We start from the raw sequence: 24,048 nt of genomic DNA, 5'->3' as shown, positions 1-24,048 counted from the left end.
GGCTCGTGACCGGCCGGCCCCGGCCCTCGCGCGTCAGCCGATGTGGTCGACCATCTTGTGGATCGGCTCCTGCATGCGCGGGTAGGTGTCGATGTAGCTGTCCAGGTAGAACTGGTACTCCTCGTGCGCCTGCATGTCCGGCTCGATCGTGTCGGCCGTGTGGACCATCGCGTTCGAGGCGGACGTGATGTCGTCGTGCAGTCCGGCTCCCGCGGCGGCGAGGATGCACGAGCCCAGGGCGACGGCGTCGGGCACCTTCGTCAGCGTGATCGGGGTGCCGGTGACGTCGGCGTGCATCTGCATCCAGAACTGGCTGTTCGTGGCGCCGCCGCACGAGACGATCTCGTCGACCTTGTGGCCGGCCGCCCGCATCGTGCGCGCGATGTGCTCGGTGCCGAAGCAGACGCCCTCGAGGATCGCGCGGTAGAAGTGCGCCGGGCCGTGGTGCAGGGAGAGGCCCCAGAGGATGCCGCGGGCGCGCCCGTCGGTGTAGGGCGTGCGGTTGCCCTGGAAGTACTCGTTGACGATGAGCCCCTCGGAGCCGAGCGGGATCTGCGCCGCGCGCTCGTCCATGAGCGAGTACGCGGTGCGGCCGGCCGCCTCGGCCTCGTCCACGAGGTGCTTGGCGAAGTTGTCGCGGTACCACTTGACGACCGAGCCGGTGGAGACCTGCCCGCCCTCGACCGTGTACTGGCCCGGCATGACCGAGTCGGTGTAGCCGCCGAAGAAGCCCTCGCCGGAGATCGGCTGGTCGGTCTGGCCGATGAACACGTGCGACGACCCGGTGATGAGCGCCATCTTGCCGGGCGCGACGACGCCGAGCCCGATCTGACCGGCGAACGCGTCCGCGCAGCCCTGCGCCACCGGCGTGCCCTCGCGGAGCCCGAGGTGCTGCGCCGCGGCCGAGGTCAGCCCCCCGACGGCGACACCCAGGTCGTTGACCGTGCCCGGGATCTTGTCCAGCACGTCCGCCACGCCGATGTGCTCGTAGAAGTCGACCGGCCAGCCGCCGTTGTCACGGTCGTAGTACATGCGCGCCGACGCCGAGTTGATGTTGATCGTCCACTCGCCGGTCAGCTTGTACGTGATCCAGTCCGGGGCGTCGACGAGGTACTTGGCGTTGTTGAAGGTCTCCGGCTCGTGCTCCTTGAGCCAGGCCGTCTTGAAGGGGAACCACTCCGCCGTCGCGGGCATCGTGCCGCCGCCGTTGTACCGGCGTGCCTTCGAGTCCGACGTCGAGGCCCGCTCGGCCTGCTCGACGGCGCGCACGTCCATCCACATGATCGCCGGCCGCATCGCCTTGCCGGAGTCGTCCATCGCGACGACGGTCATCGTCGTCGCGTCGTAGCTGATGCCCGCGATGTCGGCGCCGGTGAGCCCGGCCTTCTCGAGCGCCTGGTGGCTGGAGGTGGCGATCGCCGACCACCAGTCGTCCTCGGACTGCTCGGCCCAGCCCGGTCGGGGGTGCGTCGTCGGGTAGGGCGTGGCGGCGAAGGCGACCGGGTCGCCGACGAGATTGAAGATCGCGACCCGGCAGCTCTCGGTGCCGAAGTCGATCCCCATGACGAACGGGCCGTCGGGGCGGGTGGATGCAGTCATCGTGTCTCTCCCTTGAGCGTGCTGGACCTGCCGGGCGACGTCGCCGTGGCCCGACCACGGGCCTCCGAGCGTACGCCGCCATCGGTGCCGAGCGAACACGGACACCCGATGACGCAACACCCGAAGATGTGGAAACAACAGAGCCTGATGTTAGCCTTCCGGTAGGCTTCATGTCATCGCCGCCGCACCGGCGGACCCGCCACACGAAGAGGTGACCCACGTGCCCGAGTCGTCAGGCGCCGCACACCGGCGCGACCTGCCCCGCTTCGTCACCAGCTCCGGGATCGAGATCCCGCACGTCGCCCTCGGGACCTGGCAGATGGACGGCGACGTCGGCCGGACCGCCGTCGCCCAGGGCATCCGGACCGGCTACCGGCTGATCGACACCGCGCAGCGCTACCACAACGAGGTCGACGTCGGCCGGGGCGTGCGCGAGTCCGGCGTGCCCCGCGAGGAGCTGCTCCTCGTCTCGAAGCTCCGGGGCGGTGACCAGGAGGCGCGCCAGGTGCGCCGCTCGTTCCTCACCTCGCTGCGCAGCCTCGACACCGACTACCTCGACCTGTACTACATCCACTGGCCGCTGCCGATGCTCGGCCGCTACCTCGAGTCCTACGAGGTGCTGATGGAGCTGCGGGCGGAGGGCCTCATCCGCGCGATCGCGGTGTCGAACTTCCTCCCCGAGCACCTCGAGTCGATCCACGCGAGGTTCGGCGAGTACCCCGAGGTCAACCAGGTCGAGCTCCACCCCGGGTGGCCGCAGGACGAGATCCGCGCCTTCGACGCCGAGCACGGCATCGTCACCCAGGGATGGGGTGTGGCCGGGCGCGGCAAGGGGATCATGGACGACGGCACGCTGGACGCCATCGCTGCGGACCACGGCGTGAGCGCCGTCGAGATCGCCCTGGCCTGGACCGTCCGCAAGGGCGTCGGCGCCGTCGCGAAGTCCGCCGACGAGGGGCGTCAGCGCGCCAACCTCGCCGCGCCCGGCATCGAGCTGTCCGACAAGGAGGTCGAGCGCATCGACGCGATGCCCGCCGTCGCGCTCGGCAAGGACCCCGCCGTCAACGAGGAGTACTGAGACGGGTCGGGCGCGCCTTCGGGTCCGTGCCCGACGGCGAACCCCGTGCCCGACGACGAACCCCATGCCCGACGGCGAACCCCATGCCCGACGGCGAACGGCGCGCTCGACGATTCCCGCTGCCCCATCCTGACGAACCGCAATCTCGACGAGCACGAACCGCAATCTCGACGAGCACGAACCGCAATCTCGGCGAGCACCAACCGCACGACCGCCATCACCAGCACCACCACCACCCCGATCGAAGGAGCCCGCATGAGTGGCATCGACATCCGTCTCGGCCGCATGTTCGACAAGGACACCAACCGTTCGTTCACTGTCGCGTTCGACCACGGCCAGTCGCTGAAGATCCCCGGCGGCCTCGGCAACCCGGTCGCGCTGCTCGAGCGCATCGCCGCCGGCGGGGCCGACGGCATCCTGCTCAACAAGGGCATGCTCGCCCAGGCCTCGCACGTGTTCGCCCACCGCGGCGCGCCGGCCGCGATCCTGCGCGCCGACTGGACCACGCTCGACCCGGCGATGAAGGAGGAGCAGGGCGAGGGCTACCGGCCGCTCGTCGACCCCGCCGACGCGATCGCGCTCGGCGCCGACGCCCTGTGCATGTACCTCATCGCCCGCCCGAAGTCGGACGGCATGTTCTACGACAACATCGCCAACGTCGCCGAGACGATCGACCGCGCGCACGCCGTCGGCCTCCCGGTCATCGTCGAGGGCACCCTGTGGGGCCTGCGCAACGAGGACCAGAAGGACCCCGAGGGCCTGCGCCAGGTCTGCCGCATCGCCGCCGAGCTCGGCGCCGACGCCATCAAGACCGAGTACGTCGGCGACGTCGAGGCGCAGCGCACGATCATCGAGGAGGTCGGCAACGTCCCGGTCCTCACCCTGGGCGGCGCCCCGGGCGACGACGACGCCGTCGCGGCCGCCGCCGCCGGCGCCATCGCGTCCGGTGCGCGCGGCCTCATCTTCGGCCGCAACGTGTGGCAGGCCGGCGACCTCGAGGAGCGCCTGAGCACCCTCGGCGCGATCACGCACCGGGCCGGCGAGTCCCGATGAGGGCCGTCGTCTTCGGTGGTCCGGGGGTCGTCGAGCTCGCCGACGTCCCGACGCCGGGCGCGCCCGAGGGCGGACTCCTCCTGCGCACGGGCGCCAACACCGTGTGCGGGACCGACGTGCGGATCATCCGCGGCGAGAAGTCCGCGGGCATCGACGTCGGTGTCGTCCTCGGCCACGAGATCGCCGGCGAGGTCGTCGAGCTCGGGGCGGGCGTCGAGGGGTTCGCCGAGGGCGACCGCATCGGGATCAACCCGACCGTGCCGTGCGGGCGTTGCGCGTACTGCCGGCTCGGCCGGGAGAACCTGTGCAGCGACTCCGCGATCTTCGGGTACGCGCTCAATGGCGGGCTCGCCGAGTACGTCGCGGTCCCGGCCGAGGCGATCTCGCGCGGCGGCGTGTTCGTGGCGCCGCCCGAGGTCACGTACTCGTCGATCGCGCTCGCCGAGCCGCTCGGCTGCGTCCTCGGCGCCGCGGAGTCCTACGGGATCGCGCCCGGGGAGACCGTCGTCGTCCTGGGCGCCGGGCCCATCGGCCTGCTCCACACCCAGGTCGCCCGCCTCGCCGGTGCCGGTCGGGTCGTCGTGTCCGACCCGTCGGAGAGCCGCCGCGAGGTCGCGTCCCGCCTCGGGGCGACCGACGTGGTCGACCCGACCTCGACCGACCTGCGCGAGCACGTCCTGTCGCTGACGGACGGCCTCGGGGCGGACGTGGCGGTCGTCGCCATCGGCATCCCCGCCCTGTTCGCGCAGGCGCTGACCGTGGTGCGCAAGCGCGGCCGGGTCAACGCGTTCGCGGGCTTCCCCAAGGGCGTCTCCGCCGAGGTGGACCCGAATCTCGTGCACTACAACGAGCTGACGGTCACCGGGGCGTCGAACTCGCGCCGGGTCGACCACGAGCGTGCGCTCGGGCTCATCGCCTCGGGTGCGATCGACGTCGCCTCGCTCGTCACCCACGAGTACGCCCTCGAGGACGCCGTCGAGGCGATCGAGTTCTCCGCCGGGGGAGAGGGCATCAAGGTCTCCGTCCACCCCTGACCAGGGCTGCGGGCCGCCGGTCGGGTCGGGAACGACCGGCCGGCGGCCCGTCGTCGTGCGGGAGATGTGTGCGGCTCAGTCCGCGGTGTCGACCTGGGCGACCTCGACGCCGTGCTCGCGCATGATCGCCAGCTCGTCGGCGGGCGCCGCGGAGTCGACGACGACGAGGTCGAAGTCGGCGACCGACGCGACCCGGTGCGTGGCCGCGTGCTGGAACTTCGACGCGTCCGTCACGAGGATCGATCGCGTCGAGGACGCGAGCATCGCCCGCTTGACGTCGGCGTTCTCCTCGAGCGGGTGGAAGAGCTCTCCGCCCGCGAGGGCCGTCGTCGACATGAAGCAGATGTCGGCGCGCACGGAGCGCAAGGTGGCGAGCGTCGTCGAGCCGTAGAGGGAGTCGAGCTCGGGCCGGTAGCGGCCACCGGTGACGAACAGCCGCACCGACCGCAGCGCCGCTGCCTCGCGCGCCACGGCCTGCGAGTGCGTGACGATCGTGACCGGCCCGCGGTCGTCGAGCAGCGGCACCATGGACAGCAGGGTCGTCGAGTCGTCGATCATGATCGTCGACCCGGCGTGGACCTCCTCGACCGCGCGGGCGGCCAGGCGGCGCTTCGTCGCCGTGTTGAGGGTGCTGCGGAACTCGGCGGACGCCTCCGACATCGACGTCGCGCGCGCCGTGACCGTGCCGCGCGTGCGGGTGACGATGCCGCCGCGCTCGAGCTCGGCGAGGTCGCGGTAGACCGTCATCGTCGAGACGCCGAACTGGGCGGCCACGTCCTCGACCGACAGGGTGCCGGCCTCGAGCACCAGCTCCGCCATCGTCGCCAGGCGCTGCCGGCGGTCCTTCATCGGGGCGGGTGGGGCGTTCATGCGCCGATCCTGCCACGACCATCACTTCGTGATGTTCGACCAACGTCGAGGACTGTGACAACCGTGGCCGGGTACGGGCCGCTCGGTCCCGCGCGCGGTCGTCCGGATGGGCACTCCACCCCGTCCGTGCGCAGGCGGGCTGCGTGCGGGCCGGTAGGTTGGTCTCCGCGAGAGGCCCGAGAGAGGTGAGCATGCAGGTGCAATGGGGTTCCGCCTCCGACGCGGGCGGCCGGCGCAAGATGAACGAGGACGCGGCGTTCGCGCGCCACCCGGTGTTCGTCGTCGCCGACGGCATGGGGGGTCACGCGCGCGGTGAGATGGCCTCGCGCACCGTCGTCGCCGCGTTCGGGGCGCTCGCCGACCAGGAAGGGCCCATCACTCCTGCCGACGTCACCGACGCGGTCCGGGCGGGTGCCGAGCAGATCCGGCAGACGATGGAGGAGGAGGCCCGTCAGGGCGGGCTCGGGCCCGATCTCGCTGACGCGATGGCCGGCACCACCGTCGCCGGGGTCGTCCTCACCCACTCCGACGGCGAGCCGTACTGGCTCGTCCTCAACGTCGGGGACTCCCGCGTCTACCGCTTCTCGCGCGACCGCCTCGAGCAGGTCTCGGTCGACCACAGCCTCGTCCAGGAGCTTGTCGACGCCGGCGAGCTCGCCCCGGCGGAGGCCCGGACTCACCCCCGCCGGAACGTCATCACGCGCGCCGTCGGCACCGGGCTCGACGTCGAGGTCGACTACTGGATGCTCCACGTGGGCGCCGACGACCGCCTGCTCGTGTGCACGGACGGGCTCTTCGGCGAGCTCGGCGAGGACGAGATCGCCGACGTGCTCCGGACCCGCATGCACCCCACCGCCGCGGCCGAGGAGCTCATCGAGCGCGCGGTCGCGGACGGGGGCGCGCGGGACAACATCACCGCCGTCGTCGTCGACGTCGACAACGAGGACGCGGTCGGCACGACCGCGACCGGCAGCGGGCACGGGCGCGCCGAGGTCGTCCCGCCCGAGTCCGACGCCGAGGTCGCTGCCCGACCCGAGCGAACCTTCGCCACGACGGCGCCGAGCCCCGACGCACCCCTCTCGACCCCGACCCCCGTCCCGGCGACGCCGCTGGCACCGACCCCGACTACCGCGGAGAGCTGACATGCACGAGTACACCTCTGGACGCTGGATCGCCGTCGTCGGCGAGAGTGCCGTCGCGCTGCTGGACCCCTCGCTCGGGACCGACGACGCGCGCCGGCTGTGGGACAACGACCGCGACGGCGAGCGGTTGAGCCGCTGGATCGAGGTCCTCGCGGCCCGGGGCATCACGTCGCTGCCGCCGTTCGCGCTCGTCGAGGCGCGCGACGACGGCCTGTTCGTCCTCGTGCGCGGCGACCTCACCGTTCGCGCCGGCAGCCGGACCGTGACCGGACGCGGCTACTCGACCTGGTACGAGGAGCTCGTCGCCGGGGCCTCCGACTTCGAGATCTCGGCCCCCGAGGCCGACGGTGCCGCCGAGGCGCTCCCCGTCACCACCGGGATCGTGCTCGCCGCGAGCGTCGTCTCGCGGGCCCCTGCTGGGGAGGAGCACGCCGGACTCACGGTCGCAGGCGAGGACGCGGAGGGTGCCGGTGCCGGTGCCGGTGCCGGTGATGGCGAAGGCTCGACGGACGTATCCGGTTCGACGGACGTAGCCGGTTCGACGGACGGCGACGACCCGGGCGCGACCGAGGGTGACGGATCCGGCGCGGCCCTCGCGGCCGCCGGGGTCGCGGGTGCGGGTCTCGCGGGCGCCGGCGTGGCCGGTGCGGCACTGGCGGGAGCCGGCGACGACGCCGCCGACCAGGGTGACGACCCGTTCGCGGGCATCACCGACGCCGACTTCGCCGGCGATTCAGCTCCGCACGCGGAGGGTTCGGCGGACGGCGCGCCCGATGCCGAGGCGGAGGCCGCCGCCGAGGGCGAGCACCTCGTCGACGAGGAGGCGATGGCTGGGGACGCGCCCGAGCACGCTCCCGCCGACGGGCAGGCTGCCGACGGACAGGCTGCGGACGAGGCAGCGCTCGCCGCAGCGCCCGACGCGGCGCCCGGCGCACCGGTCGCGGAGGAGGTGCCCGGCGAGGGCGACCCCCTCGCCGAGGGCGGAAGCCCCGCGGTCGACGGTTCTGACGCGATCCCGGGCGAGGCGGCCGACGAGGCGGCCCCCGGCGCCGTCGAGGAGGGCGCCGCGACGCTCGGTGGCGAGGACGCGTTCCAGGCGTCGGAGGAGCAAGGCGCGCCCGGATCCGGCGCCCCGGATGCTCCGGAGGCCGAGCAGGTCGAGGGCGAGGGCTTCGCCGACCCGTACCACTCCGGCGCAGCGCTCGAGCAGAGCGATGACGACGACGCCCACACCGACGAGCCCGGTCGTCCGGACGACGCCGAGCTGGCCGAGGCGCTCGCGGCCGAGGACCAGGTCGCGCTCACGGCCGAGCCCGAGGAGGCCGACGGGTTCGTCGGAGAGGGCCCGGACGGCGAGGGTTCCGGCGTCGACGGGTCTGGTGTCGAGGGTTCAGGTGTCGGTGGTTCCGGCGTCGAGGATGCCGAGGACGACGGACTCATCGACAACGTCCCGACGTGGTCGCAGGACGGCGACCGTCAGCCCGGCGCGGACGACGCGGGTGGGGCGCCCGGCTCCGGTGACGAGCAGGAGGGGCACGTGGCCGGCGCGCACGACGACGCCGAGCACACGCAGATCTTCGACGAGGCCGCTGCCGAGGGCCGCGGCGACGAGGTCCCGCCCGTCGAGGAGCAGCCGGTGGAGGCGCACGCCGTCGACACCGAGGCGAACGACCAGGCCGCGTACGCCGCCGCGGGCTTCGGCGCGGCAGGGGCGGTCGCAGCCGCCGGTGCCGCCGGCGGCCAGTCCGAGAACCCGTACGGGCAGGACCGGGCGGACGGCGGACACGGCTATGGCGACCACGGCGACGGCGACGGTGGCTACGGCGACCAGGGCCACGGCGACGCCGGGTACGGCGACCAGGACCAGGGCGACGGCGGGTACGGCGACCATGGCCAGGACGACGCCGGGTACGGCGACCACGGCTACGGCGACCAGGGCCCGGGCGACGCCGGCTACGGCGAGCAGGGCCAGGGCGACGGCGGGTACGGCGACCAGGGCTACGGCGACCAGGGCGGCGACGGAGACGGTGCTCCCGGGTACGACCAGCAGGGGCACGGTGCCGCCGCGGCCGACCAGGACGGGCACGCCGACCCGGCGGGCCCGGACCACGACGGCGCCACGAGCATGGTCTCCGTCGGCGACTACGCGGAGGGCCTCGTCCTCGTGCTGCCCGACGGCACCACGGTCGCGGTGGACCGGCCGGTCCTCCTCGGTCGCGCGCCGGACGCCACCCGCTTCAGCGGCGACGACGCCCCGCGCATCGTCCAGGTCCGCAGCCCCGAGCGGGACGTCTCGGCCACCCACGTCGAGGTGCGCCCCGCCGGTGACACGGTCGTCGTGACGGACATGGACTCCACCAACGGCACCGTCATCGTGCTGCCCGACCAGCCGGCCTTCCGTCTGCACCCGCGCACCGGCGTGCCCGTGCCCCCGGGCGCGTACGTCGAGCTCGGCACCGACGCCGGCTTCCACGTCGACGTCGCCGGGCAGGTGCCCGAGCAGTGAGCCAGAAGCGTCCGGCGGGAGAGCCTCCCGAGCTCCACGGGTACGAGCACGTTCGTCTCCTGGGCTCGGGCGGCTTCGCCGACGTCTTCCTGTACAGCCAGCACCTGCCCAAGCGGAACGTCGCCGTCAAGGTGATGACCGAGGAGGCGGCCGAGGGCCAGTCCCGCGAGCAGTTCACGGCCGAGGCCAACCTCATGGCCCAGCTGTCCTCGCACTCCTCGATCGTCTCGATCTACCACGCCGGCACGTCGCCGGACGGGCGTCCCTTCCTCGTCATGCAGTACTGCCCGCTGCCGAACCTCGCGGAGCGCACGCGCCGGCGCCCTCTCGGCGTGGCCGAGTCCGTCGGCATCGGTGTGCGGCTCTCCGGCGCGCTCGAGACCGCGCACCGGGCCGGCATCGTCCACCGCGACATCAAGCCGGCCAACGTGCTGACGACCGAGTACGGGCGCCCCGCGCTGACGGACTTCGGCATCGCCGGCCTGCTGTCGAACAAGCTCGCCGAGACCGCGGGGCTGTCGATCCCGTGGGCACCGCCGGAGGCGATCGACGGCCAGGTCACCGGCATCGAGGGCGACGTCTACTCGCTCGGCGCCACGATCTTCACGCTGCTGGTCGGAAGGTCGCCGTTCACCCGACCCGGCGGCCCGAACACGCGCCTCGACTACACCACCCGGATCCGGCGCGACCCGGTGCCGCGCATCGAGCGCGAGGATCTGCCGGACTCCCTCCAGCGCGTCCTCGACAAGGCGATGGCCAAGCAGCCCTCCCAGCGCTACAAGAGCGCCGCCGACCTCGGCCGGGCCCTCCAGATGGTCGAGCAGGAGATGCGCCTGCCGATGACCGAGATCGAGATGCCGGACACCTCTTGGCTGGCACCCGACCCGCAGGACCGTCGCAAGGCGCCCAAGGCGGCCCTGGAGAACAGGGACGGCGCGCGTCGCGGCGACGGGGCAGCGGGTTCGTCCGGGTCGTCAGGCTCGTCGGCCGACTCCGGCAGCTCGTCGTCGGGCTCGTCCCGCTCGGGATCGCGCCGCGCGCCCGGGACGGGCCGCCACGCCGGTTCCGGGCCGGAGATCACGTCCGACGAGCTGAAGGCCGCGCCGCCGCCGAGCCCGGCCGCCCGCGCCGACGGTCCGACCGGCGCTCAGCCCGTCCGGTCCCGCCCCCACCCGGGCGGCGCGAACGCGCCGGCGCCCGCCGGGCAGCCCGAGCCGACGAGGGTCAACTCCATCCGCGCGGTCGCGTCGCAGGGCAACGGCGTCCAGGCCGGCGTCGGCCGACCTGCCGTGGCCTCGTCACCGAATCATGCCGGTGCGTCGGGCGGACTTCACACGCAGCCCATGCACCTCGGCGGACAGGGTGCCCAGGGGAGCCAGCACGCGGCCGGCGCTCCATATCCCGGCGCGGGCAGCCCGCCGAGCGCGGGCTCTGCCGTCGGTGCGCCGTCGTCCGGCCCCGCACCGCAGCAGGGCGCCGGTGCTCGGCGGCGCATGGGCTCCGGCGTCGTCGTCACGGCCGTCGTGTGCGTGATGGCGGTGGTCGTCGCCCTCATCTGGGCGTTCGGCACCCTGACCGGCGACTCGTCGAGCAGCGGTGACGGTCAGGTGTCGGCGGACTCGAACCAGGACACGACCATCGACGTCCCGGACCTCGTCCCCAGCCCGGTCGACCTGGTCGGGACGCGCGACGGGTCCACGGTCGAGTTCACGTGGGCGGCGCCCACCGAGCTCGACGGGCAGGACGTCAGCTACGTGTGGCAACGTACGGACGGAGAGACCCCGCTCACCTCGGCCGACGAGCCCGTAGCGTCGGTGGAGGAGTCGGGCGAGGTGTGCATCGAGGTGAAGATCCGGCTCACGAACGGCCGGACGTCGAACGAGCCGGCGACGACGTGCGTCGACGAGGAGGCATGACCCATGGGTATCCAGGTGGAGTTCTGCGGCGACTGGTTCCCGGTCGACGACGAGGAACCGTTCGTCATCGGGCGTGAGGGGCCCCTCGAGCTCGACGACAACCCCTACCTGCACCGCAGGTTCCTCACGGTCGCCCAGTCGGGCGGCCTGTGGTGGGTCTCGAACGTCGGCACGCGGCTGACGGCGACCGTCGCCGACCCGGACGGCAACACCCAGGCGTGGCTGTCCCCGGGCGCCCGGCTCCCGCTCGTGTACGCACGGACGACGCTGATGTTCACGGCGGGGCCGACCACGTACGAGGTCCTCATCGCCAACGACGACCCGGCGTACTTCCCCACCCGTCCCGAGGACGAGATGGAGGTGGGGGAGACGACGATCGGCCCCGTCTCGCTCACGCCCTCGCAGCGTCTTCTCGTCCTCGCCCTCGCGGAGCCGGTCCTGTCCGGACGCGGGTCGACGACGTCGATCCCCACGTCCGCCGAGGCCGCCAACCGGCTCGGGTGGACGCTCACCCGCTTCAACCGCAAGCTCGACAACGTGTGCGACAAGCTCGCCCGCTACGGCGTGCGCGGCCTGCGCGGCGGCCAGGGCAAGCTCGCCGTCAACCGTCGTGCGCGCCTCGTCGAGCACGCCGTCGCCTCCCGGCTCGTCACGAGCGACGAGCTCGAGCTGCTCGACGCCCCGCAGGACGCCGACGCGAACGTCGAGTAGCACCGACGTCGGTCCGCGCTCGCGTGGGCCGGCGAGGCGTGCGGTGCCGACGCCACGGACCTCAGCGGGGTCCGACGGTGGGGCGCCGACAGCGATCCGGCGGCCGCGCATCCAGCGCGAGCACCTGGTGTTCACCCGCCGTTGTCCCGGCGGACTCATGCGGTCGGATCGAGGTGGGCAGGTTCACCGGGGCGGCCCACGAACGCGACGATGACGCCCGCCGCTCGGCGATAAGGTTCGCCAGGACCCTGCGGCGCCCGCCGGCGCCCGGTCGTCAGGTGGAACCAGGGGAGGCAGCGGCATGGCGTGGTGGCGTCGTCGACCTGCGGACGGGTCGACCGGCGCACCCGGTGGCACGGATGCGGCGTCGCGCACGGGCGCGGCGTCCGGTGCGACCGGGCCCGGCACGACCGGACCAGCCACACCCGGAGCAGCCACTCCCGGACCAGCCACACCCGGGTCCGGCACGCCCGAGCCCGGCGCCACGATGCCCGCCGACACCGACGGCGGCCCTGCCAGTCGCCCGGTCGCGGAGCGGTCCCGCGCCCGGAAGGAGCAGGCCCGGAAGGAGCAGGCCCGCAAGGCCGCCGGCTCCTCGGGGGTCGCCGCCGCCGCGGACGACGCCAACGCCCGCCGCGCCGAGCGCGGACGCCGTCGTCGCCGGTCGGTGGCGGCCGGAGCGGCCCTCGCGGTCGCGTCGACGGGCATCGTCGTCGCGGCGCTGGCCTACGACGGTGAGCCGGTCGCGGACATCGAGCTCCACGACGGCGGCGTGTGGGTGACGAACTCCGACGAGCTGCTCGTCGGCCGCGTGAACTACCCCGTCCAGGAGCTCGACGGCTCGGTGACCGCCGCGTCGGCGGACGTCGACGTCCTCCAGGAGGGCAGCACGGTCCTCGTGGTCGACCACGGCGCCGCCCTGCTCCAGACCCTCGACCCGGCGACCGTCTCGACCGGCACCGGTGCAGTGACCATCCCGCGCTCGGCCGAGCTGGGCCTCGGCGGGGACACCGTCGGCATGCTCGAGCCCGGCTCCGGCGCGCTGCGCTCGGTCCCCGTCGACCAGGTCGGCGTCCTCGGCGACGCCGAGGCGGCGCCGAACGCGCACATCGGGGCCGACGGCCGCCTCGCCGTCGGAAGGGACGGCGCCGTCCACGGGCTGTCCGTCGAGGACGGCTCCGTGGTGACGATCCCCGCGGGCAGCGAGCCGGCCGGCGGCACCCCGCCCGCGGAGTCCGGCAGCGAGGCGGCGAGCGGCGGGTCGGAGGAGGCCCCCGAGCCCACCACCGAGGCCGAGGAGGAGACCACCGAGGCTCTCGCCACGACCGACCTCGGGGTCGGCGCGGACGTCCTCGGCGGCGCGGAGTACGTCGGCCTCACCTCGGTCGGCCCGACCCCCGTCGGCGCCGTCGTAACCGAGGAGGACGAGCAGCTGCTCGTCCTGCGCGGCGACCGCGAGCCCCTCGACCTCACCGGCTACGACCTCGACCTCACCGACGTCGCGCTCCAGCAGCCCTCCGACGCCGGTGGCACCGTGGCGCTCGCGACCCGGGACGCCCTCGTGCTCGTCCCGATGGACGGCGACGAGCCCACGATCATCCGCTCCGAGATGATCGGCGCCCCGGCCGAGCCGATCGTCGTGGCCGGCTGCGTCCACGGCGCCTGGGCGGGCGCCGAGGGCTCCTACCTCGTCCAGTGCGGCGACTCCGAGGCGGTCGACGCCCAGGTCCCGCTCCAGGGCTCCGAGCACGAGCTGCGCCTGCGGACGAACCACGACCTCGTGGTCCTCAACGACACCCTCACCGGCACCGTGTACCTCCCGCAGGAGGACATGATGCTCGTGGACAACTGGGACGACACGACCCCGCCGGAGGGCGACTCCGAGGAGGAGACGGACTCGACCGACGACCGCCTCGAGGACCAGCCGCTCGACCGCGAGGAGGAGAACCGGCCGCCGACCGCCGTCGGCGACGCCCTCGGCGTACGCCCCGGCTCCGTCACCGTCCTCGAGGTCCTCGCGAACGACACCGACCCCGACGGCGACCTGCTCACCGTCTCCGAGTTCGGCGAGATCCCCGAGGAGACCGGGGTGCTGTCCTCGATCATGGGCGGGCGCGCGCTCCAGGTCGCGGTCCCGGAGACGGCGTCCGGGCAGGTCTCGGTGCCCTACACGATCACCGACGGCCGGGAGAACGGCGAGGCCGAGGGCACGATCACGCTGCGGGTCGTCCCGGACACCGAGAACAGCCCGCCCCAGGTGCGCGAGGACCGCGACCCCCGGATGGACCTCGCCCTCGGCGGCACCGGCGAGATCGACGTGCTCGGCTCGATGGTGGACCCCGAGGGCGACGAGATGCTCCTCGCCGGCGCCTCCACCGAATCCGACGACGTCGTGCACTTCACCCCCGACGGCCGCCTCACCTTCGTCGACACCGGCACGAGCTCCGGCGTCAAGGAGGTGACGGTGCGCGTCTCGGACGGCACGGACGTCACCGAGGTCGTCGTCCCGGTCGAGGTGCACGACGCCGAGAACCTCCCGCCGCGGGCCGTCAACGACTTCATCTCCCTCAGCGTGGGGGAGGAGGCGATGGTCGAGGTCCTCGCCAACGACGTCGACCCCGAGGGTGAGCCGCTCCGCCTCGGCTCCGTCACCCCGTCCGACATCGCGGACGTCCGCCCGGACTACGACACCGGTCAGGTCCACCTCACCGGACTGACCGAGGGCACGAACTACCTCGAGTACGTGGTCGCCGACTCCGGCGGCCAGGACACGACCGGGCTCGTCCGGGTCGACGTCGTCGCCCCCGACACCGAGGCGCCGCCGGTCGCCGTGCGCGACACCGCGCTCCTGCCCGCCGGCGGGTCCGTCCTCGTCGACGTCCTCGCCAACGACGAGGATCCGGCGGGCGGCCTGCTCGCGGTCCAGCAGATCGAGGTCCCTCAGGACTCCCCGCTCGTCGTCTCCGTCCTTGAGCACCGGATGCTGCGCATCACCTCGACGCAGACGACCGCCGGCCCGCAGCGCCTCACCTACACCGTCTCCAACGGCACCGGGACGGCGACCGGCGAGGTCGTCGTCCTGCCGATCATGTCCGACCTCGAGCCGCAGCCGCCGGTGGCGGAGCCCGACGTCGTCGACGTGCGCGCCGGGGACTACGTGACGATCCCCGTGCTCCAGAACGACTCCCATCCCCAGGGCCTGGAGTACACGCTCGACGCCGAGCTGTCGGAGGAGCCCGACCCCGACAGCGGCCACTTCTTCACGTCCGGCCAGGTCGTGCGCTTCCGGGCGCCCGAGACCCCGCAGAGCGTCAACGCCGTCTACTCGGTGACCGACGAGAACGGGAACTCCGCCTCCGCGCTCATCACCGTGCGCGTCCAGGCCGCCTCGGAGTCCAACGCCGCGCCGCTGCCCGAGCCCATCGAGACCCGCGCGTTCGGCGGCGAGCGCATCCGCATCCAGGTGCCGATGTACGGCATCGACCCGGACGGCGACTCGGTCCAGCTGCTCGGTGCCGGCACCGCACCGCAGCTCGGCCGCGTGGTCGAGGTCGGCGCCGGATACCTCGACTACGAGGCGTACGGCCAGTCCTCGGGCACCGACACGTTCACCTACTCGGTGCGGGACCGGCTCGGGGCGGTGGCGCAGGCGCAGGTGCGTGTCGCCGTCGTGCCCCCGCCCCTGTCGAACTCGCGCCCGCAGGCCCAGGAGGACTCCGTCCAGGTGCGCCCGGGCAGGACCGTCGACGTCGACGTGCTCTCGAACGACACCGACCCCGACGGCGACCCGCTCTACCTCGCCGACGACCCGGACGGCGGACCGTTCGACGACCTGCCGGAGCTCGCCCCCGAGCCCACCGAGCAGCAGCGCATCCGCGTGAGCACCCCGACCGAGCCCGCGGCGTTCTCGCTGGTGTACCGGGTCTCCGACCGGCGCGGCGGGCTCGACTCCGCCGTCGCGACGGTCGACATCACGCCGGACGCCCCGCTGCTGCCCCCGCTCGCGCGCGACGACCTCGTGGCGCCGGCCGACATCATCGGGCACGACATCGTCACCGTGCCCGTCCTCGCCAACGACGAGGACCCCGACGGGACGGCGGACGCCCTGACCGTCTCCCTCGTCGACCCGCCCGAGGGCGCCCGCGTGGCCGGCAACGACGTGCAGGTCCCCGTGCTGCCGACCCGTCAGGTCGTCACCTACCAGGTCACCGACCCCGACGGCATCGAGGGCTTCGCGTTCATCGACGTGCCCGGCTCGGAGGACACGGGCCCGGTGCTGCGCACCGACGTCGACCCGATCGAGGTGCACTCGGGCGAGCGCATCGAGATCGACCTCGACGACTACGTGGTCGCCCCGTCCGGCCGCGACATCCGCCTGACCGACGAGACCCAGGTGTCGGCGACGAGCTCGGACGGCTCGAGCCCGGTGGTCGACGCGACCACCCTGCAGTTCACGTCCGCCCCCGACTACTACGGGCCGGCGTCGATCACGTTCGAGGTCACCGACGGGGAGACCGCGCAGGAGGGGCTCAGCTCGCGGCTCACCCTGCCCATCACGGTGGTGCCCGACGGCGTCAACATCGCGCCGACCTTCCGCGGCGGCGAGGTCGAGGTCGTCCCCGGCGAGGAGCCCGGCTCGGTCAACCTGCGCTCGGCGATCGACGACCCGGAGGACTTCTCCTCCCTGCGCCTCGAGGTGGTCGAGGACGGCGTCCCCGACGGGCTCACCGCGAGCGTCGACGGCCACACGCTCACCGTCGAGGCCGCCGTCGACGTCGTGCCCGGCCAGACCCTCGACCTGCCGATGACCGTCTCGGACGGCGTCAACGACCCGGTGCCCGGCGTCGTGCGCGTCCAGGTGACCGCCTCGAACCGGCAGCCCCCGTCCGTGCCGGACGTCGACCTCGGCGAGGTCGAGCAGGGCGAGACCGAGACCGTCGACATCCTCGAGGGCGCGTTCAACCCGTACGAGGACGACGGCGAACCGCTGACCATCGTCTCCGCGGCCGCCGAGCAGGGCATCGCGCAGGTCGACAACTCGCTGACCGACGTGTCCGTCACGCCTGCGGAGGACTTCGTCGGCCCGCTCACCGTGCGGGTGACGGTCGAGGACGCCACCGGCCTGCCGTCCCGGCAGACCGAGGCACGCATCACGATGAACGTCGTCGGCGTCCCGGGCACGCCCACGCCGCCGCGCGTCCAGGAGGTGCAGGACGGCGCGGTCGTCCTCACGTGGGCGGCGCCGGTCGCCAACGGCTCCCCGATCACGGGCTACACGGTGGACACCGCGGGGCACCGGCAGGAGTGCGGGACGACGACCTGCACGATCGGCGGTCTGACGAACGGCCAGGAGTACACGTTCACCGTCATCGCGACCAACGAGGTCGGCGACTCCGAGCCGTCCGCCCCGTCCGGTCCCGCGATCCCCGACGTGCGGCCCGAGCGGCCCGAGGCGCCGTCCGCCGAGCGGGGCGACGGCCAGGTCCAGCTCGCGTGGGAGACGCCCGTCTCGCGCGGGACCCCGGTCGAGCGGTACGACGTCCAGGTCACGCCGTCCACCGGCGGCGGCCAGGTCTCCGCCACGGGGACGAGCCACACGTGGAGCGGGCTGAGCAACGGCACGAGCTACACGTTCCGGGTGCGCGCGCACAACGGCGCCGACGAGCCGTCCGAGTGGTCGCCCTGGTCGCAGGCCGTCGTGCCCGCCGGTCCGCCGACGGCTCCGGGCACGCCGGACGTCCAGCGCGTCGACTCGCCGATCGCCGCCCAGATCACCGGCTCGTTCGCGCCGGCCGACGCCAACGGCTCGCCGATCACCGGCTACGAGGTCGTCATCTTCCAGGACGGCGCGGAGTTCTCCCGGTTCACCACCCAGTCCACCTCCTTCACGCAGGACGCGCCCGAGGGCCACGACTACTCGGTCGCGGTCTCGGCGACCAACGACGTGGACCAGGGGCCGGCGAGCCCGCGATCCGGCACCGTCAGGTCGTTCATCCAGCCCACCGCGCCCGGGACGCCGAGCGTCACCGCGACCGGCTCGGACGGGCAGGTCACCCTCGACTACGGGGCGGCCGACCCCCGCGGCGACGAGATCGAGCGCTACGAGTACTCGATGAACGGTGGCGGCTGGCAGACCCTGAGCGGCGACTCGGTCGGCGGCCTGACCAACGGCTCCAGCTACACCTTCCGCGTCCGCGCGTGCAACACGTACTGCGGCGAGCCGTCCGGCGCCTCGTCGGCGGCGATCCCGTACGGGCCGTTCGGAGAGCCGTCGGTCACGGTCGATGCGACGACGCCCAACGAGTACGGGCAGGACGCGCGCGTCGAGGTCGAGTGGTCGGTGCCGGACGGCAACGGTCGGCCCATCCGCGAGGCGTACGTCGAGATCACCGGTCAGGGCCGTATCGACGCGCTCTCGCAGTCGAGCACGACGATCAACGCGGCCGAGTGGAACACGACCTACGACGCCACGATCACCGTCGTCCGGGACGATCCCTCGAGCACCAGGCGGACGGACTCGGACAGCGACGCCACGGGTGACGAGCCCGATCCGCCCGCCCGTACCGTGACCGTCCAGCGCAACAACGACGCCCGGGGCGAGCCGGGCAACCCCCCGTGCCTGGAGTCGAACGACGACTGCAAGTGGCTCGAGTTCAGCTACGACAACTTCGAGCACTACGACGACGGTCCCTACGAGGTCACCTGGTACTACGGCGACAGCTCGAACGCGACGTCCCTCATCACCCCGACCCCGAACTTCCCCAACCCCTACACGTTCACCCCGAACGGTGCGGGTAACGGCACCCGGCTCGAGGGCAAGTACTACGGGGAGACCGGGGACTGGATCCGGGTCGTCGTCCGGAACTCGTCGGGCGACGTCGTCGCCGAGGACTCGTATCGCGTGGGCGGGTGACATGCGCGCGCCCGACACCGCTCGGCCGGCCCGGAGAGCCGACCGCCCATCGCCCCAGCTCGCACCACGGCGGATCATGCCGACCCGCCCCGACCGCCCGTCCCTTCCCCGCACCACCGAGAGGACCCCATGACCGCCGTCCCCGTGATCGAGCAGCTCTCCGAGGAGCAGGCCTCCTGGTACGCGAGCACGTTCGACCGCATCGTCGACAACGTCGGCAAGGCCGTGGTCGGCAAGACCGGCGTCATCCGGCTCGTCGTCACGGCGCTCCTGGCCGGCGGGCACGTCCTCCTCGAGGACTACCCGGGCACCGGCAAGACCCAGCTCGCCCGGTCGCTCGCCCAGACGCTGCGGGCCACGAGCTCGCGCATCCAGTTCACGCCGGACCTGCTGCCCTCCGACGTCACGGGCGTGTCGATCTACGACCAGGAGAAGAAGACCTTCGAGTTCCACCCGGGTCCGATCTTCGCCAACGTCGTCCTCGCCGACGAGATCAACCGCGCCTCGCCCAAGACGCAGTCGGCCCTCCTCGAGGTCATGGAGGAGGGGCGCGTGACCGCCGAGGGGCGCACCCACGAGGTGGGGGAGCCGTTCATCGTCCTCGCCACCCAGAACCCCATCGAGCAGGCCGGCACGTACGCGCTGCCCGAGGCGCAGCTCGACCGGTTCCTCATCAAGACCTCGGTCGGCTACCCGGACCACGACTCGACCGTCGCCATCCTCACCGGCTCCGCCGTCCGCGACCGCGCCGGCGAGCTGCGCGCCGTCGTCACCGCCGAGGTCGTCAGCGAGATGGTGCGGATGTCCTCCCGCGTCCACGTCGACGCCGCGATCGCCGACTACATCTCCCGCCTCGTCACGGCGACCCGCACGGCGGCGGGCGTCGAGGTCGGCGTGTCCGTCCGCGGGGCGCTCGCCCTGGTGCGGTGCGCGAAGACCTGGGCCGCGTCCCAGGGCCGCGGGTACGTCCTGCCCGACGACGTCCGCGAGCTCGCCGAGCCCGTCCTCGGCCACCGGATGGTGATGGAGGCCGAGGCGCAGTTCGACGGCGCCACCGCTGCCGGGGCGCTCGGCACGGTCCTCGAGGAGATCGAGCCGCCCGCCCACCGACAGCTGGCCGGGGACCACGGCCGCTCGTGAACGGATCCCGCCCCGACGTCCCGGAGGCGGTCGAACGGCACGCGGTCGTCCACGGCCCGGCCGAGCGCACCGGCTCCGCCGCGTCCCCGCACACCGGTTCCGCGCCCACCGGCGCGTCGCCCGGCGGCTCCCCGGGCTCGGCCCACTCGCCGTACTCGATCGGTCAGGTGACCTCGAGCGGCTCGACGACGGGCCGCTGGCGCACGTCCGCGCGCGCCCGGGTCGGCGCGATCCCGGGGCTGACCACCGCGCTCGAGCGCACCGTCGCGCCGCGCCGGGAGGTCGCCCGGGTCCTCGGCGGCGTCTCCGTGCTCGGGTGGACGGCGCTGGGCCTCGGCGTCGTCGCGCTCGTCGTGGCGTTCGTCCTCGGGTGGGGCGAGGCGATGGCGGGCGGGGTCGCGCTGCTCGCGGCCTTCGTCGTCGCGGTGCTGTTCACCGTGGGGCGGCAGAGCTACCAGGTCGACCTGCGGCTGTCCGACCACCGGGTCCAGGTGGGCGACCGCGCGCTCGCCGGCGTCATCGTCAAGAACACAGGGGCGCGCTCGACGTCTGCGGCCCGCCTCGAGGTCCCCGTCGGCCCGGGCCAGGTCGCGATCCCGCTGCCCGGCCTCGCGGCCGGCGACTCGGTCGAGGAGCTGCTCGCGGTGCCCACGCAGCGCCGTGCCGTCGTCGACATCGGCCCGGCCCGGACCGTGCGCGGCGACCCGCTCGGTCTCGTTCGCTCGGCGCGGACGTGGACCGACACCCTCGAGATGTACGTCCACCCCCGCACGGTGCGTCTCGCCCCGGCCTCCGCCGGCCTGCTGCACGACCTCGAGGGCCGTCCCACCACCGAGCTCACCGAGTCCGACCTCTCGTTCCACGCGCTGCGCGAGTACCAGCCCGGCGACGACCGGCGCTACATCCACTGGCGCACCTCCGCCCGCACCGGCAAGCTCATGGTCCGCCAGTTCGAGGAGTCGCGGCGCAGCCACGTCGTCGTCGCCCTCAGCACCTCCGCCGCCGACTACGACGAGCCCGACGAGTTCGAGACCGTGGTGTCCACCGTCGGCTCGCTCGCGCTCCAGGCGATCACCGAGGACAAGGAGCTCACCGTCCTCACGACGTCGGCGCCGCTGCCCACGGTGTCCGCCCGCGCGGTCCTCGACGCGCTCACCCGTCTGACGATGACCCCGACCCGCACCGAGGTCGTCGACATGGCCCGCGAGATCGCCCTGTCCCACGCACGCGCCACGCTCGCCGTCCTCGTGTGCGGCTCGCCCGTGCCGCTGCGGGACATCCGCGCCGCCGGCTCCGTCCTCCCCGTCGGCATGCGCGCCCTCGCCGTGCGCGCCGACCCGTACGTCGAGCCGAGCGTCGCCGCCGTCGGGCCCGTCACCGTGGTGACCGTCCCGCACCTCGACGAGCTCACCCGCGGCCTCCACATGGCGGCGCTGTGAGCAGCCCGTCCGCCCTCGAGGAGGGGCGCCGCACCCGGCTCGCGAGCGAGGCGCTCCAGTACCGGGGTGACGCGCCTACGCGGGCCGCGCTCCGGCGTCGGGCCCGGATGCGCGTGTGGGACGCGATCGCGATCCCGCTCCTCATGCTCCTCGCCCTGATCCCGCTGTGGCCCGCGTACGGGGTCGCGCGGTTCTGGGTGGTCCTCGTCCTCGCGGTGCTGGCCGGGAGCGGCCTCGCGCTGCTCGCTGCCTGGCGCCGCTGGGGCGCGCTCGTGACGATCCTCGCCGTGCTGCTCGCCCTCGTCCTGCTCACCGGCGCGGCCGCCCCGGTCGAGGCGCTGGTCGGCTGGCTGCCGAGCCCGGCGAGCGTCGGCGCGGTCGGCCAGGGTGTCGTCACGGCGTGGAAGGACCTCGTGACGATCCTCGCGCCGGTGGGGGCGACCGGGGCCGTCCTCACCGTCCCGCTGCTGGTCGGCGTGGTCGGCTCGGCGCTCGCGATGACGATCGCGCAGCGGACCCGCCGGCCCACGCTCGCCGCCCTCGTGCCGCTGGTGATCCTGCCCGGCAGCGTGCTGCTCAGCACGCGGGACACCTCCCTCGCGGTGCCGGTCGGGCTCGCCTTCGCCGCCGTCGCGCTCGTATGGGCGGCGCGCCGCTCCCACCGCCTGCACACGGAGCGGCCCGTCGCCACGGCGGGGCTCCTCGTCGTCGCGCTCGTCGCCGGAGGCGCCACCGGGCTGCTGTGGCAGGACGAGGACCGGCGCACCGTGGTCCGCGACCACGTGGCCCCGCCGCCCGACCTGCGCGACTACCCGAGCCCGCTCGCCGGGTTCCGCGCCTACCTCAAGGACCACCTCACCGACACGGTCCTCACCGTCGACGGGCTCGGGGCCGGTGAGCTCGTGCGCCTGGCGGCGATGGACTCCTACGACGGCACCGCGTTCACCGTGGCCCCCGGCGGGGAGGCGGGGACCGGGGAGTTCCAGCGCATCGGCGCCGCCGTCGACGAGGACCTCCCGGGCGCCGAGGAGATCGACGTGACGATCGGGGAGTACCGCGACGTGTGGGTGCCCGTGGCCGGGCAGCTCGCCGACGTCGAGTTCACCTCCGGGAGGGCCACGGACCTCGCGCGCTCGCTCTACGTCAACCCCGTGGCCGGCGTCGGGCTCGTCGAGGCCGGGCTCCGCCCGGGCGACACGTACACGCTGCTCGCCGCGCCCGTCGAGCGGCCCGACCTCGGGGCCCTCGAGGCCGCCCCGGTCGCCGACGACGCGCTGCCCCCGGTGACGATCCCCGACTCGATCGCCACCGAGGCCTCCGTGCTCGCCGCCGACGCGACGACGACCCTCGCGCGCATCCAGGCCGTCGAGTCCGGGCTGCGACAGGGCTACTTCAGCCACGGGCTCGAGGGCGACACGCCCTCGCTCGCCGGTCACGGGGCCGCCCGGCTCGACGCCATGCTCACCGGTCCGGCCATGGTCGGCGACCAGGAGCAGTACGCCGCCCTCATGGCGCTCATGCTGCGGTCGATGCAGATCCCCGCGCGCGTGGTCATCGGCTTCGAGGTGCCGAACGGGAGCGGCGCCATCCAGCTCGCCGGCGAGGACGTCACCGCGTGGGTCGAGGTCCCGTTCGAGCAGCACGGGTGGGTCCCGTTCTTCCCCACCCCGGACGAGGACCGCATCTGGCAGGAGCAGAACCTCGAGCCGCAGGAGCAGCCGCAGCCGCAGGTCCTCCAGCCGCCCCCGCCCGTGCTCGAGCCGCCGGACGCCCCGCCCGCCGCGCGCCAGGACGTCGACGTGCGCGAGGAGCCCGAGGAACGCGAGAGCCAGCTGTCGATCGTGTGGATCATCGTCGCCGCCGCCGGCGGTGGCCTGCTGCTCCTGCTGCTCGCGCCGATCGCGATCATCCTCGCCGTCAAAGCCGCCAGGCGCCGGCGCCGGCGCACCCGGGGGACGACCACCCACCGGGCCGCAGGGGGCTGGTCCGAGGTCGTCGACGTCACGCGCGACCTCGGCGCGCGCGTGCCGGTGGGCGCGACCCGGTCCGTGGCGGCGGGGGCCGTCGCGCGCTCGCTCGGCGGGCAGCGCGGCGTCACCGGCGCCGGGGCGAGCGCCGTCGGTCCCGCCAAGGGCCGGAAGGGCACGAAGTCCCGCGACGACGACGCCCCACGCCCGGTGGGCGCCACCGCTCCGGGCGGCGGAGCCCCCGAGCAGCCGGACGCCGAGGTCGGCGCGGACGTCCCCGAGGTCGACCCGATCGACCTGGGCGGCGTGGACCTGCGCGGGCTGGCCCGGCGCACCGACGAACAGGCCTTCGGCTACCGGGAGCCCGACGACCGCGACGTCGAGAAGCTGTGGGCCGAGGTCGACGAGACGCTGCTGGCCGTCCGCAAGGCGGCGGGGCGGCGTCGGTGGTGGCGCTCGCGCCTGTCGACGCGCTCGCTCAAGCACCGGCGGGACGAGCGGCGCAGACGCCGGCGCGAGGGCGGCTGACCGATCCCGAGGGGTCGGTGGCCGGCCGACATCGGATCGAGAGTGCGGCTCGGGGTCGGCGCGATGGCGGCTGACAGGGGGTCGAGAGTGCGGCTGAGGGGCGGAGCGAGGCCTGCAGACGAGGTGTCGCGCGCGTGCCCGGCCGCGTTCGG

The 24,048-nt window shown here is 73.8% G+C and carries 13 protein-coding genes; 11 read left to right on the top strand and 2 right to left on the bottom strand.

Going from position 1 to position 24,048, the window contains the following annotated elements; all coding sequences use genetic code 11:
• Nucleotides 1-33: 33 nt before the first annotated feature.
• The gene (locus ACPYO6_RS12975; RefSeq protein WP_425715124.1) at nucleotides 34-1,599 is read right to left on the bottom strand and encodes an FGGY-family carbohydrate kinase; all 1,566 of its coding nucleotides are present in this window, start codon (nucleotides 1,597-1,599) and stop codon (nucleotides 34-36) included.
• A 220-nt stretch (nucleotides 1,600-1,819) separates the two neighbouring features.
• Between ACPYO6_RS12975 and ACPYO6_RS12970 the strand changes: the two genes are divergently transcribed.
• The 3 genes from ACPYO6_RS12970 (at nucleotide 1,820) to ACPYO6_RS12960 (ending at nucleotide 4,764) form a co-directional block, all read left to right on the top strand.
• Nucleotides 1,820-2,677 (top strand): aldo/keto reductase, encoded by an 858-nt coding sequence (locus ACPYO6_RS12970; RefSeq protein ID WP_425715123.1) that lies wholly within the window; start codon nucleotides 1,820-1,822, stop codon nucleotides 2,675-2,677.
• 255 nt (nucleotides 2,678-2,932) lie between these two features.
• Nucleotides 2,933-3,730 carry a class I fructose-bisphosphate aldolase gene (locus ACPYO6_RS12965; protein ID WP_425715122.1) on the top strand — a complete coding sequence of 266 codons (798 nt, stop codon included), beginning with the start codon at nucleotides 2,933-2,935 and terminating at the stop codon, nucleotides 3,728-3,730.
• Nucleotides 3,727-4,764 carry a zinc-binding dehydrogenase gene (locus ACPYO6_RS12960; protein WP_425715121.1) on the top strand — a complete coding sequence of 346 codons (1,038 nt, stop codon included), beginning with the start codon at nucleotides 3,727-3,729 and terminating at the stop codon, nucleotides 4,762-4,764. Before ACPYO6_RS12965 ends, ACPYO6_RS12960 begins: the two co-directional genes overlap by 4 nt.
• Nucleotides 4,765-4,839: 75 nt before the next feature.
• Here the strand turns inward: ACPYO6_RS12960 and ACPYO6_RS12955 are convergent, their stop codons facing one another.
• Nucleotides 4,840-5,634, bottom strand: coding sequence for a DeoR/GlpR family DNA-binding transcription regulator (locus tag ACPYO6_RS12955; protein ID WP_425715120.1), 795 nt, complete (start codon nucleotides 5,632-5,634; stop codon nucleotides 4,840-4,842).
• 191 nt (nucleotides 5,635-5,825) lie between these two features.
• On the opposite strand from ACPYO6_RS12955, the gene ACPYO6_RS12950 reads away from it, so the two are divergent.
• The 8 genes from ACPYO6_RS12950 to ACPYO6_RS12915 all read left to right on the top strand — a co-directional run bounded on the left by ACPYO6_RS12950 (nucleotide 5,826) and on the right by ACPYO6_RS12915 (nucleotide 23,896).
• On the top strand, nucleotides 5,826-6,776 hold the full coding sequence (locus ACPYO6_RS12950) for a PP2C family protein-serine/threonine phosphatase (protein WP_425715119.1): 951 nt from the start codon (nucleotides 5,826-5,828) through the stop codon (nucleotides 6,774-6,776).
• Between the two features lies 1 nt (nucleotide 6,777).
• A complete protein-coding gene (locus tag ACPYO6_RS12945; RefSeq protein ID WP_425715118.1) occupies nucleotides 6,778-9,282 on the top strand; it encodes a hypothetical protein in 2,505 nt (834 codons plus the stop codon).
• Nucleotides 9,279-11,198, top strand: coding sequence for a protein kinase domain-containing protein (locus tag ACPYO6_RS12940; RefSeq protein WP_425715117.1), 1,920 nt, complete (start codon nucleotides 9,279-9,281; stop codon nucleotides 11,196-11,198). The genes ACPYO6_RS12945 and ACPYO6_RS12940 overlap by 4 nt, the downstream gene beginning before the upstream one ends.
• Before the next feature lie 3 nt (nucleotides 11,199-11,201).
• On the top strand, nucleotides 11,202-11,909 hold the full coding sequence (locus tag ACPYO6_RS12935; protein WP_425715116.1) for a hypothetical protein: 708 nt from the start codon (nucleotides 11,202-11,204) through the stop codon (nucleotides 11,907-11,909).
• A 487-nt stretch (nucleotides 11,910-12,396) separates the two neighbouring features.
• On the top strand, nucleotides 12,397-18,822 hold the full coding sequence (locus ACPYO6_RS12930) for an Ig-like domain-containing protein (protein WP_425715115.1): 6,426 nt from the start codon (nucleotides 12,397-12,399) through the stop codon (nucleotides 18,820-18,822).
• A 129-nt stretch (nucleotides 18,823-18,951) separates the two neighbouring features.
• The gene (locus ACPYO6_RS12925) at nucleotides 18,952-19,962 is read left to right on the top strand and encodes an AAA family ATPase (protein WP_425715113.1); all 1,011 of its coding nucleotides are present in this window, start codon (nucleotides 18,952-18,954) and stop codon (nucleotides 19,960-19,962) included.
• On the top strand, nucleotides 19,959-21,401 hold the full coding sequence (locus tag ACPYO6_RS12920; protein ID WP_425715111.1) for a DUF58 domain-containing protein: 1,443 nt from the start codon (nucleotides 19,959-19,961) through the stop codon (nucleotides 21,399-21,401). Before ACPYO6_RS12925 ends, ACPYO6_RS12920 begins: the two co-directional genes overlap by 4 nt.
• A complete protein-coding gene (locus ACPYO6_RS12915; protein WP_425715110.1) occupies nucleotides 21,398-23,896 on the top strand; it encodes a transglutaminase-like domain-containing protein in 2,499 nt (832 codons plus the stop codon). The genes ACPYO6_RS12920 and ACPYO6_RS12915 overlap by 4 nt, the downstream gene beginning before the upstream one ends.
• Nucleotides 23,897-24,048: the final 152 nt, after the last annotated feature.

Source organism: Georgenia sp. Z1344 (genome assembly GCF_049856295.1).
GTDB lineage: Bacteria > Actinomycetota > Actinomycetes > Actinomycetales > Actinomycetaceae > JB111.
This window is presented reverse-complemented; position numbering and strand designations above follow the sequence as displayed.